Source organism: Variovorax sp. 01N425 (assembly GCF_056399465.1).
The window spans coordinates 15,094-26,575 of record NZ_JBFTRJ010000029.1 but is presented as its reverse complement, the minus strand read 5'-3'; the positions used below and the strand labels follow the sequence as shown (position 1 = coordinate 26,575).

Sequence of the window (11,482 nt, the reverse complement as noted above, 5' to 3'; positions counted from 1 at the left end):
GCGAGGACGCGCGGTACAAATTCACAGATCCGACCTGTTCGCGAGACCGCCGGCCGAACGTAATCAATACGGCCTACATTTCGCTGCGGGATGTGTGGGTCCAATACGACGAATGGTCGCCCGCAGCATTGCGGGATGCGTTTGCGCACTCCCAACGCGATCCGACAAGTGCCGACGACGACGACCGCGTGTCGGGCGACACGACCAACTGGCTCCCGGAGCCAGTTGCTGACGTCGCTTGATACCGCGACTGAAATGAGGCGGCGATGGCGGCGCGGGTGAGGTGCCGCAACAGCCACACCGAGGGTATTGCCTCAGCCCCGATAGCCGACACGGACCCGGTCGGCGTGCAGTCGCAGCAACCGAAAGTCCGCCCCTTCATTCTGGGAGAGAGATTCGAACGGACTTGGTTTCCTCGACAAGCTTGGCCAGCAGCAGAACGCGGGTGTTGATCTCTGCAAATTGATAGTTTTGTAAGCCGCCCCGTGATGCGCTAAGTGCGTCCACGTGGAAAAACTCAGTTCGCCCGCCGAAGGTCATCTATCAAATACGCGCCGCCAGTGTGTTGAGCATGTTGGCGAGGCCGGTATCCGCTGAACTGTAGGGATGGTCAAAGTGCTCAATTTGCAGCCACTGTGCTTCTTGGCCGAGATGAACGTACTTCTCAAAGTCATCGACCGGCAATACTTGATGTGGATGTACGCCAGGGACAAACCGAAGGTTTTTGTCTCGCCTTGCCAAGTGATGTATTCCACTTCCGCAAACCAGGGGGGCGCGACGCCCTCGTCCACCAATAAGCGCGCGATCTTCCTGAACCGTTCTTCCTTGACAGTGGGGTGAACATGACGATGCGGGGAAAAAGTTCAGCGCAACGATTCAGGAATCCAGCCAGACCTGGCCACGGTATCTGGCTCATCGCATTTGAGATCAATGTGCCTTCGAGATCGAGAGCAAGGACGTAGCTTTTCATGAATGGACGTTGATCGGTCACAAAACTCCGGACTTTGGCCGCATTCGCCCTTACCAATTTCGCACACGACTGGGTCAGGTGGCGCCATTCTTCAGCGAGGCCAAGACAAGGCACGTCCGCAGGCAGGGCAGCTCGAAAGCTTGCAGCTGTGAGGGACCTCGGTGCGCGCGAAGTTGCGGGGCATCCAATCGCACGAAGGTTCACGTGCCACAGCCGCAAGCCTTGCCTCACCAGTCGCACGAGCGCAGCCATTCACCGAATCTTTGGCAGCATGGGCTGGTCCTTCGCGTGCTCCAGCACTCGACTTCTCTCCGCCCCTCTCCAACGCTCCGCCAATCGCTGCGCTTCGGTCTGCACGTCCGGCATTCGTGCGACGAAATGATCCACTTGGTCGGCAAGACTTGTCTCGCCCCGTCTGCGAAGCGCATCTGCTGTGGCGCGCCAATCTGCGACCACTGCCCGCCGGGTGTTTCGCATCTTCTCTTGGCCGTCATCCACGGCGCCTCGCCCCGACCTCAGTGCCTGGAGCAGGCTCTCCAGCTTGGCGCGCATGAAGGTCGAGGTCTTCGGCGACCGATGCCTGGCTCGGTCGCTCAAGGGCAGTTGCCCGAATGCCCGAAGCGCGCGCAGCCGATGATGGATCGCATCCCTGTACGGCTTGCGGGTCTGCCCTCGCACTTGGCGCGGCGTGGCATTGGCCGCCACGCCCTGCTCTCGCATCAGTGCGGCGAACTGCTCGCGCCACTGGCGCAGCGTGTCCTTTCGGATGTAGAGGCGCTGGCCGGGCTCGAACTCGTGCTCGCACTTGACCACCAGGTGCACATGCGGGTGCGGCTGATCGGTGTGCAGCACCATGGCGTAGCGATACTGCAGCGCGAAGTTCTCGCGCGCAAAGACGCGGGCGGCAGCCCGTACCTTGTCCGGCGGCGTGCCGGCGGGCATGGACAGGACGATGTTGTGCACCAGCTTCGCACGCGTGTCTTTCTGCCCCGGCGCGGGTTTCGGCTTGTACTGGCTTCTGCAAAGCTTCAGCTGCCAGTCGGCCGCGATCTCCTTGCCTGCACCCCGGCCCTGCGGCGTCAGCCCCTCGTCGGTTTCGATCGGCAGCTTGCCGTGCCGGCCGATGTAGCGCAGATGGGCCTCGACGCCGCCGATGTCCCGGCCGCCGCCGGAGACCTTCACCATCACCTCGGGCGTGCGCCCCACCGTGCGCTGGATCTGCGCGATCTGGTCGGCCCCGAGGCGCAGCGTGCCGCCCGGTCCTCGCCGGCCGTAGCTCACGATGTCCAGGGTCATGTCGCGCGGCGCACCGGCCGGGCCGCGGTCGCTTCGGCCTGCGCGCATCCTCTGTTCAGGCATGGGCACTCCCGGCGCCGGTCTCCCAGCTGATGAGGTTGCGCCGCACGAGGGCGGCCGTGGCTTCGCGTGCCACTTCGACTTCCCGCCGGACTGACGCAATCGCTTCACTGAGGTCCGGTGCCACCGTCGCTGGCTGAGTGTTCGGCGTGCCGAACGTTCGAAGCTGTCGTTGCAGCGCAGCCAGTCGGGCGCCGGTCACTTTGATCTGGTCCAGTTCGTTCGGCGGCAGCACGGCCGCGTCACGCACATGGTTGTGGATCAGGAGGGCCAGGTAGCTGGCTGTCTTCATCCCGCGGGAATGGGCCCGCTCTGTCGCCAGCGCGCGATCGCCTTGGCGAAGCCGCAGCGTGATGCGATCCGCCACGCGGGGGCGGTTTTCCGATTCGTGTGGGAATCGCTGTGCACCCGAGCCCGGCGAGGTGTCGCCGTGGGTCTTGAGGACCTCGTCGACCATTTTCGCGAGCAGGCTCGACGCACTGAGATGATGACGCGCGGCCAGTGCGGCGAAGCACGCCCTCGTTTCGGGCGGCACCCGGGTGGCGATCACACGGCTCGATCGAGAGGTCTTGGTCATTGCAACGCCGTCGCTGTTAACAATGTCTGACGGCAGTCTATCCTGCCCTCATAGCCGCACAAGGACTTTGCCCTCGGAATTCAGCGTCGAACTCCCCTCGCCGTTTCACGGCTCCGGAGCGTTGCGGTCGATCGGCAGTTCGGCGCCCTCCATCAATGTTCGGCATGCCGAACATTACGGAGGTAGACGGAACGATCCCGCCCTCATGGCCGCACAAGGACGTTGCCCTCGGAATTCCAGCGTCAGTCTCACCTCGCCGTTTCGCGGCCCCGGAGCGTTGCCGTCGATCGACAGCTCGAAGGCCTCCATCAATGTTCGGCACGCCGAACATTACGGAAGTAGACGGAACGGGCCCGCCCTCGTAGCCGCACTAGGACTTTGCCCTCGAAATTTCGAAGTCGTCCTGCGACCGCCGCGTCCAGGCTACCGAATCCGAAAATTCATTCCGCTCGCAAAGCAAGCCCACACAGCCGCTGCATGGCTTACTCACCGCCCCATCAAGCAGAAGACTCCGCTGATGCTGCCGTTCGAGACTTTCTAGGTGTTCGGCATGCCGAACACCTAGAAATAGAGCCGGACAGAGAGGTGAATTCGGCACGCAGCGAATTCGCGGGGGAACCATCGAATGGGCATCCGTATCACCCGCGCTGCGGGGCAAGGCCCCAAGAACAGCCTACTCTCGCAGCGTGAACACTACCGACAGGTATGAGACCGGCTGGGTCTGGATGGCCTCGATCCCATGCAGTGCGGTCGCATCGAACAGCAGTGAGTCCCCTGCCCTCACCTCCGCAGTCCTGCCGCCGTAACGGTAGCTAACCTCCCCGGACAGGAAGTACAGGAACTTGAGACCCGGGTGCTGGAAGGTCACGTAGGGATCGGCGCCGGGCAGCAGCGTGACCAGGTAGGGCTCGACGAACAGGTTGCCCGACAGCAGGTGGCCCAGCAGCTCGTAGCGGTAATCCGCCACCGCCCCGATGCGATCGACCAAGACACCATGTCCTGCGCGCACATGGCAAAAGTCCGTGCGCCGCGCCTGATCACTGAAGAAGCGTGAGGTCGGCACATGCAGGCCCTGCGCGAGGCGCTCCAACGTCTCCACCGAAGGCGAGACCAACCCGCGCTCAATGCGCGAGAGCATCGAGGCAGAAATCCCAGAGGCCTTCGCCAGCGCGCCGCCAGACACCTCGGCCGCCATGCGCAGCGCCCTCACCTGCGCGCCGATGCGGGCCGCGGACAGGCTGCGCACGACAGGTGCTGGTTGCCGCGCCCGGACGCGTGTGATCGAGATTGGTAGCCGCAGGGGCCGAACCGTGGGCAGAGGTGAGGGAATTTGGTGACGCGTCATTTGAATTTCGCTGCCGCTGGCGATGCATTCATCTGCTGATGCCCATCTTCGATGTCACGATTAGTGTGTTCACGATTAAATCACATGACACGACCATCCGTCGCACATGAAGTCTGTGCGTCGTCGATTTGGAGAACGCATCCGCCTGCTGCGGATCGCTACCGGCATGACCCAAGAGGCCTTCGCCGATCGATGCGGTTTCGCGCGCACCTACATGAGCAGGGTGGAGACGGGCGGAGCCAACCCGTCGCTTGATGCACTGCAGACCTTCGCAACCGCACTAGGAATGCCGTTGAGCGAGTTGTTTGCTGGCATATAGTCAATCACGCGGGCTTGTTCGCTGGCACCCACGCTGTGTAAAGACCACTAACAGACAAGACACGGCACGCGGATGAATGGCTCGATTCCATCAGCGCGCTCGAATCGAGCGCAGTGGGCCCCCGACATCACCGAGCCGTTCGCCTTTTAAGCTGCAGCCCGGGTACCCTGCACGTAAAAATGCCGCCGGATCCTGCTTATCCGGTAGCTCCGTTGCCACTTGGTCCGTCTTGATCGCAAGGTTATGTCCGTGAAAGATGCGATGTCGCGAAAGAACGCCGTCTCGTATTTGCGCGAGCAAGGATTCTCGTTGCCCGAACAATCCGCCGAAGCACATGCCAGGTGTCTACGACTTGCGCAAGAAGGAGATGTTGGCGCCCAATGTGCTTTATCCGTTCTCTCCTCCGTCGGACTTACGGGACACAAGGATGAGACGTTGGCCTTCAAGTGGTGTGAGACCGCGGCCAACAACGGCAGCCAGGACGCGAAACGCGCGCTGGCGTCGTATCTGATTAGCGGAAGGCAAGTGGAGCGGCAGCCGCAACGCGGAGTCGCTATGCTTGGCGAGCTCGTTGAGGAGGGCCACCTTCCTGCGATGGTCTCACTGGGAATGCTGATGTTGAGCGGGCATTCCGAACTCGTACCGAAAAATGAATCTGGTGCGATCGATCTTCTTTTGGCGCCTGCACAGGCCGGCGATCCGCTCAGTCAGTGTCTTGTCGGAGCCCAGCTTATCTTGAGCGACGATCCCGGTTTGCAGCTCTCTGGTGCCAAGTGGATTGCATCAGCTGCAGAGGGGGGCCTGTCTTCGGCTCACCGGTACCTGGCGGCTTTTCATCGGCAAGGGAGCTACGGCTATCCAGTGGATCCGGAGAAAGTGGCAGTTCATGATGCGATCGCTCAATGTCTCGAAGAGGAAGGCACGTAGCACCCGAACTGCCCACGGCAGGTGCGGCAGCCCAGATTGCAGTTGAGCACGAGCTGAAGCCAGCGCGACGCGGCCTTAGAGGGTGGCTCCCCCGAACGTCTGCGGAAAGTTCCAGAGCCCGCATAGAAGGCATGTGGGATCTGGTCCATGTGATTGTCGTTCTGATCGAACAGATGGGAGGTGAGAACTACCCTCGGCTTTTCCAACCTGAGATCACCGTAGATCTCAAGAAGCTGAGTAATAGTCCGCTCGAGGCCGTTGTTGACGGCTGGACCGTTTAGGGCGTGATGTCTGCGACGCGCTGAAGCAGAGCGAACGCCACGCGCCATGCGCGGCCGTCGCAGTGAACAGTGGCTGTGCGCTGGTTGAGCCGAACGATTTCTCCGACGTGGCGCTTGAGGCTTTGGTCGGTGAAGCTCACGCGCTGGCCGACGCGGAAGTCCTGCTTGTGATGGATCTCCGGCGGCGGCCTCAGCGGCGCTGCGGTCGCTGGTGAGGGTGACGCGCCTGCCTGCTGATCCTCGACCGGCACGACGGCCGCGTACAGCACGCTGAAGCGCTGTTTGCTTTGCTCGTCGATCAGCGTGACCTGCCGGTCTTTCATCGCCGCGATGCGAGCCTCACGCAGCTTGCCGGTGCCCCAGTCCCAGTACTTCACCAGTTGGCCCATGTGCAGCTGCGAGCGCGCCTGCACGATGCGCCTGGGGTCGGCCATGAGCTGCTCGATGACCCAGCTGAGCTGGTACAGCTCAGCGCTTGTGGCCATGGGGAGATCTTCGATCTGCTTGACACGCATGCTGGCGATTTTGCCAGCGGCGATGCGCTCAGGCCGCGAGCCTGTCGGTCGGCGGTGAGCTCGTCGGCGCCGCCTTGGCAAGCTCACTGGCGACCGCCCACGACAGCAACTCGTCGATGCGGTTGCTCGGATGGCCGGCGATGCGCTCGAGCACGTGGCGCAAGTAGGCCTGCGGATCGAGGCCGACGAGCTTGGCCGAGCCGATCAAGGTGTAAATCACCGCCGCGCTGTGCCCGCCATTGTCCGGGCCGAGATGCAGGTCGTTCTTGCGATTACCCGTTCGAGATTTTTTCGATGTTCGGCATGCCGAACACCGAGAAATAGAGCCGGGCAGAGAGGTGAATTCGGCCCGCAGCGAATTCACGGGGGAACCATCGATGGGCATCCGCATCGCCGCGCGTTGCGCGGCAGTGCCGCCAAGAGCAGCCTACTCCCGCAGCGTGAACACCACCGACAGGTAGGAGACCGGCTGGGTCTGGATGGCCTCGATCCCATGCAGTGCGGTCGCATCGAACAGCAGCGAGTCCCCTGCCCTCACCTCCGCAGTCCTGCCGCCGTAACGGTAGCGGACCTCCCCGGACAGGAAATACAGGAACTTCAGGCCCGGGTGCTGGAAGGTCACATAGGGATCGGCGCCGGGCAGCAGCGTGACCAGGTAGGGCTCGACGAACAGGTTGCCCGACAGCAGATGGCCCAACAGCTCGTAGCGGTAGTCCGCCACCGCGCCGATGCGATCGACCAGGACACCATGTCCTGCGCGCACATGGCAGAAGTCCGTGCGCCGCGCCTGGTCCCCGAAGAACCGCGACGTCGGCACCCCCAAACCATTCGCGAGACGCTCCAGGGTCTCCACCGAAGGCGAGACCAGCCCGCGCTCGATGCGCGAAAGCATCGAGGCAGAAATCCCCGAGGTCTTGGCCAGTTCGCCGCCAGACACCTCGGCCGCCATGCGCAGCGCCCTCACCTGCGCACCGATGCGCGCCGCAGACAGGCTGCGCACGACAGGAGCGGGTTGCCTCGGCCGAACGCGTGTGACCGACGCCGGCAGTTTCGGCAAATGCACAGTGGGAAATGGCGACGGCACCCGAATGTTTCGCATGACCACAGACCTCTTGTAGAGCCATCAGGTCTTTCGATTGTGACTCAAACACGGCTGACGTAAAAGCAGCTTTCTCGAAGACTTCCCCCGTGACCAGTCCAAGGAATTCTTCGAAGCAACCCCAAGCCTCGGCGAGGGAGGTGCTTGCTTTGAATTTGATCCGCCAGCGCGGAGCAAAGGGGTGGTCCCAGGAGGCTTTGGCGTTCGAAGCAGGACTGCATCGGACGTTCGTCGCCCACGTTGAGCGTCAGGCTCGCAACATTTCACTCGACAATCTCGAGCGTCTCGCTTTGGCACTGAATCTCAGGCCGTATCAGCTTCTCGAGGAATAGTCGCCGCCGGATCAACGATCCGAAGCGTCTCGCGCCCTTCTGCGCCCCCAATACAGACCTCTCTTGAGTGCGCCGGCCGCTCTATTTGGACCGGTGCCGCGCCTGCAAACAGCACCTGAGGACGCTATAGCGACTTTGACTGGAGCCGGCGCCTAGCTACCGGTGATTCGGAAGTCCTCGTCTCAAAAGCGAGACATACCGACGTCCATTGAAGCGGCAGGTTGTTGTTCAAGGCCACGCCAAGACCGGAGGCCATGTTGAGGCCGCCCGGCCCCCTCTCGCCCAGCGCCACCGCGATCCGCCCCGGTGCGGCATGGGCTGCGGCCGCCATCATGGGCCCCGTGCCCTCGTGCCGCACCCCGACGAAACGCAATTGCTCCTGCTGCGCGACGGCGTGCAGCAGCGGCCCCAGCTTGCCGCCAACAATGCCGAAGACTTCGCGCACCTGCGCCGCGAGAAGCAAGCGCACCAGCGCCTGCGCGCCGTTGATCTGCAGGGCCATGCGTCAGTCCTCCGCCGTGAAGTTGGCCGCCTTGGCGGATAGCCGGCGTGTCGATGGAAGCGGCCGCAGCGGCAAGGTCAGTCACCATGTCGGCGGCCGCCGCAGGTAGGCCATTACTACGTCGATTCCTACCGGAAATCCCGGCTCACCGTCGCCCCCGCCAACCGCCCCAGCAGCGGCGTCAGATCTTCCAGCCGCGTCGCAACCAGGTTCTTCACCGCTCCCTCGCGCTGCCACCTGCCGTGGACAGCCATGAGCCGCGCGCCCAGCAGTTCTTGGCGCTGCACGTCCCTGAGGCTCTTCCAGACGATCACCTGCACCACGCCCGTCTCGTCTTCCAGCGTCACGAAGATCGTGCCCTTCGCCGTCTCGGGCTGCTGGCGCAAGGTCACGATGCCGCAGTGGCTCACCTGCTCGCCGTTGTCGATCCCGTCGAGATCCCGCGCCGTCATGAGCCCGCGCCGCGCCAGGCGCTCGCGCAGCAGGGCGAGCGGATGCCGGCGCAAGGTCAGGCCGGTCGAGGCATAGTCGAACACGATCTCCTCACCCTCGGGCGCCGCCTCGAGTTCCAGAAAATCCTCGTCGACCGGCGCGTCCCGCAATAGCGCAGGCGCCGCGCGCAGCCCCGCCGCTTCCCAGACCTGCTGGCGCCGGTGGCCCGAGAGGCTCGCGAGCGCATCGGCGGCGGCCAGCAGCTTCATCTCATGCAGTTCCAGCCTCGCGCGCAGCGCCAGGTCCTCCGCGCTGTCGAACACCTGCTGCGCGCGGGCCTCGACGATGCGCCCGGCCGAGGCCGACTTGAGCCCGCCGATCATGCGCAGTCCGAGCCGCACCGCCGGTTCATGCGCGAGGTCTTCCAAGGTGCAGTCCACGTCGCTGTACATCACATCGACCGGCCGCACCTCGACGCCATGGCGCCGCGCGTCCTGCACGAGCTGCGACGGCGAATAGAACCCGAGCGGCTGCGAGTTCAGCATGGCCGCGAGGAACTCCGCCGGATGGTGGCACTTGATCCAGCAGCTGGCGTAGACCAGGAGCGCGAACGACGCCGCATGGCTTTCCGGAAACCCATACTCGCTGAATCCCTTGATCTGCTCGAAGATCGCCTTCGCGAAGCTCTCCTCGTAGCCCCGCACGGTCATGCCGTCCACGATCTTCGCGTAGTAGTGCTCCAGGCCGCCCTTGCGCTTCCACGCCGCCATCGACCGCCGCAGGCCATCGGCCTCGCCCGGCGTGAAGCCCGCCGCCAGAATCGAAATCTGCATCACCTGCTCCTGGAACACCGGCACGCCCAGGGTCCGGCCCAGCGCTTCCTTCAGCGCCTCGCTCGGGTAGACCACCGGCTCCCGGCCCTGGCGCCGGTTCAGGTACGGGTGCACCATGCCGCCCTGGATCGGCCCCGGCCGCACGATCGCGACCTCGATCACCAGGTCGTAGAAGCAGCGCGGCTTCAGCCGCGGCAGCATGCTCATCTGCGCGCGGCTCTCGATCTGGAACACGCCGATGGTGTCGGCCTTGCAGATCATGTCGTAGGTGGTGCCGTCCTCGGCCGGGATGTCCTGCATGCCGAATACACAGCCCTTGCGCAGCCCGATGAAATCCAAAGCCTTGCGGATCGCGGTCAGCATGCCGAGCGCGAGACAGTCCACCTTCAGCAGCCCGAGCGCGTCGAGGTCGTCCTTGTCCCACTCGATCACGGTGCGATCGGGCATGGAGGCGTTCTCGATCGGCACCATGCGGCACAGCGGCCCCTTGGTGAGCACGAAGCCGCCCGTGTGCTGGCTCAGGTGCCGCGGAAAGCCGATCAGCTGCTCCGTGAGGTGCAGCAGCTGCTGCACCTGCAGTGAATCCGCAGACAAGCCGAGCTCCTGCAGCCGCTCGGGCCGCACCGCCCCTCCGTCCCACCACTGGTGCCCCTTGGCAAGCGCGTCCACCGTCTCCGGCGACATCCCCAGGGCCTTGCCCACGTCCCGGATCGCGCTCTTCGGCCGGTAGCTGATCACGACCCCGGTGATCGCGGCGCGGTCGCGCCCGTACTTCGCATAGAGGTACTGCAGCACCTCCTCGCGCCGCTCGTGCTCGAAGTCGATGTCGATGTCCGGCGGCTCGTTGCGCTCCTTGGAGATGAAGCGCTCGAACAGCACGCTCATGCGGCCCGGGTCGACCTCTGTGACGCCCGTGCAGTAGCAGACCACGCTGTTCGCGGCGCTGCCGCGGCCCTGGCAGAGGATGTGGCGCGAGCGCGCGAACATCACGATGTCGGCGACGGTGAGGAAGTAGTGCTCGTACTTCAGCTCGGCGATGAGCGCGAGCTCGTGCTCGATCTGCGCCTGGACCTTGGCGGGAATGCCACCGGGCCAGCGGCGCCCGGCCCCCTCGTAGGTGAGGCGGCGCAGGTACCCGGCCGGCGTCTCGCCCGCGGGCACCACCTCGTCGGGATACTGGTAGCGCAGTTCGTCGAGACTGAAGCTGCAGCGCGCCGCCACCTTGAGCGTCTCCGCGAGCAGCTCGGGCGCATAGGTCTGCGCGAGCCGCAGCCGGGTGCGCAGATGCCGCTCCGCGTTGGGCTGCAGTTCGAGGCCGCAGTCCGTCAGCGGCTTGCCCAGGCGCGTCGCCGTCATCACGTCCTGCAGCGGCTTGCGCGAGCGCACGTGGAAATGCACGTCGCCCGCGGCCACGAGCGGAATCTCCGTCGCCGCGCTGATCTCGCCCAGGCGATGCAGCCACATCTCGTCGTCGAGCAGGCGCAGCTTCTCCACGGCGAACCAGCAGCGCCCGAGGAACTCGCGCAGCAACCAGGTCCCGAGCCAGCCCACCTGCGCCGGCGTGGCCATGCGCCGGGGGGAGGCGAGCACCACGCAGCCGGCGAGTTCGGCGCCGCGGATCTGCGCGAGCGGCAGCTTGTAGGTCCCTTTCTCCGAGTTGCGGCGCAGCTTGGTGATGAACGCCGAAAGATTGCCGTAGCCCTCGAGATGGCAGGCCAGCACGGTGAGCGTGAAGGGCGCGGCTTCGGCGTCGACCTGTTCATCGGCCTCGACGAGGAACTGGCTGCCGATCAGCAGCTTCAGGCCCTGGTCCTTCGCCGCCACGTGCGCGCGCACGACCCCGGCCAGGCTGCACTCGTCGGTGAGGGCCAGCGCGGTATAGCCCAGCTGCTTCGCGCGCTCGACCAGCTCGTCCGGCTGGCTCGCGCCGCGCAGGAAGCTGAAGTTGCTCACGCACCGCAGCTCGGCGTACTCGGGCAGGTCCACGGGAGGCC

General features: G+C 64.5%; 12 protein-coding genes and 1 pseudogene. 3 read left to right on the top strand and 10 right to left on the bottom strand.

The genetic code is table 11. The features are described 5' to 3' along the window. Positions 1–378 precede the first annotated feature (378 nt). From AC1DSC_RS31375 to AC1DSC_RS31355, 5 genes are all read right to left on the bottom strand, one after another. Positions 379–507 carry a hypothetical protein gene (locus tag AC1DSC_RS31375; protein ID WP_268969341.1) on the bottom strand — a complete coding sequence of 43 codons (129 nt, stop codon included), beginning with the start codon at positions 505–507 and terminating at the stop codon, positions 379–381. A gap of 36 nt (positions 508–543) precedes the next feature. Next, positions 544–741, bottom strand: a complete 198-nt coding sequence (locus AC1DSC_RS31370) for a hypothetical protein (protein ID WP_478132015.1) — start codon at positions 739–741, stop codon at positions 544–546. A gap of 481 nt (positions 742–1,222) precedes the next feature. After that, positions 1,223–2,314 carry a relaxase/mobilization nuclease domain-containing protein gene (locus tag AC1DSC_RS31365; RefSeq protein WP_478132026.1) on the bottom strand — a complete coding sequence of 364 codons (1,092 nt, stop codon included), beginning with the start codon at positions 2,312–2,314 and terminating at the stop codon, positions 1,223–1,225. A 7-nt stretch (positions 2,315–2,321) separates the two neighbouring features. Further along, positions 2,322–2,903: a hypothetical protein gene (locus AC1DSC_RS31360; protein WP_478132014.1), complete on the bottom strand. Its 582-nt coding sequence runs from the start codon at positions 2,901–2,903 to the stop codon at positions 2,322–2,324. A 673-nt stretch (positions 2,904–3,576) separates the two neighbouring features. Then, entirely contained in the window at positions 3,577–4,149 is a 573-nt protein-coding gene (locus AC1DSC_RS31355) for a helix-turn-helix domain-containing protein (RefSeq protein WP_478132013.1), read from the bottom strand. A gap of 205 nt (positions 4,150–4,354) precedes the next feature. On the opposite strand from AC1DSC_RS31355, the gene AC1DSC_RS31350 reads away from it, so the two are divergent. Both AC1DSC_RS31350 and AC1DSC_RS31345 read left to right on the top strand, forming a co-directional pair. Next, positions 4,355–4,567: a helix-turn-helix domain-containing protein gene (locus tag AC1DSC_RS31350; protein WP_047787280.1), complete on the top strand. Its 213-nt coding sequence runs from the start codon at positions 4,355–4,357 to the stop codon at positions 4,565–4,567. Positions 4,568–4,816: 249 nt separating this feature from the next. After that, positions 4,817–5,494: a tetratricopeptide repeat protein gene (locus tag AC1DSC_RS31345; protein ID WP_478132012.1), complete on the top strand. Its 678-nt coding sequence runs from the start codon at positions 4,817–4,819 to the stop codon at positions 5,492–5,494. Positions 5,495–5,771: 277 nt separating this feature from the next. Here AC1DSC_RS31345 and AC1DSC_RS31340 read toward each other — a convergent pair whose 3' ends face one another. From AC1DSC_RS31340 to AC1DSC_RS31330, 3 genes and pseudogenes are all read right to left on the bottom strand, one after another. Next, positions 5,772–6,260, bottom strand: coding sequence for a hypothetical protein (locus tag AC1DSC_RS31340; RefSeq protein ID WP_478132011.1), 489 nt, complete (start codon positions 6,258–6,260; stop codon positions 5,772–5,774). Positions 6,261–6,318: 58 nt separating this feature from the next. After that, positions 6,319–6,561, bottom strand: a pseudogene (locus AC1DSC_RS31335) (transposase domain-containing protein); the annotation flags it as partial. Positions 6,562–6,717: 156 nt separating this feature from the next. Continuing rightward, positions 6,718–7,290, bottom strand: coding sequence for a helix-turn-helix domain-containing protein (locus tag AC1DSC_RS31330; protein WP_041945567.1), 573 nt, complete (start codon positions 7,288–7,290; stop codon positions 6,718–6,720). A 188-nt stretch (positions 7,291–7,478) separates the two neighbouring features. On the opposite strand from AC1DSC_RS31330, the gene AC1DSC_RS31325 reads away from it, so the two are divergent. Continuing rightward, a complete protein-coding gene (locus AC1DSC_RS31325; protein WP_015867300.1) occupies positions 7,479–7,721 on the top strand; it encodes a helix-turn-helix domain-containing protein in 243 nt (80 codons plus the stop codon). A 124-nt stretch (positions 7,722–7,845) separates the two neighbouring features. Here AC1DSC_RS31325 and AC1DSC_RS31320 read toward each other — a convergent pair whose 3' ends face one another. Together AC1DSC_RS31320 and AC1DSC_RS31315 are read right to left on the bottom strand one after the other, a co-directional pair. Continuing rightward, positions 7,846–8,223, bottom strand: a complete 378-nt coding sequence (locus AC1DSC_RS31320) for a thiamine pyrophosphate-binding protein (RefSeq protein ID WP_478132010.1) — start codon at positions 8,221–8,223, stop codon at positions 7,846–7,848. A gap of 128 nt (positions 8,224–8,351) precedes the next feature. Continuing rightward, on the bottom strand, positions 8,352–11,474 hold the full coding sequence (locus tag AC1DSC_RS31315) for an error-prone DNA polymerase (protein WP_478132009.1): 3,123 nt from the start codon (positions 11,472–11,474) through the stop codon (positions 8,352–8,354). Positions 11,475–11,482 lie beyond the last annotated feature (8 nt).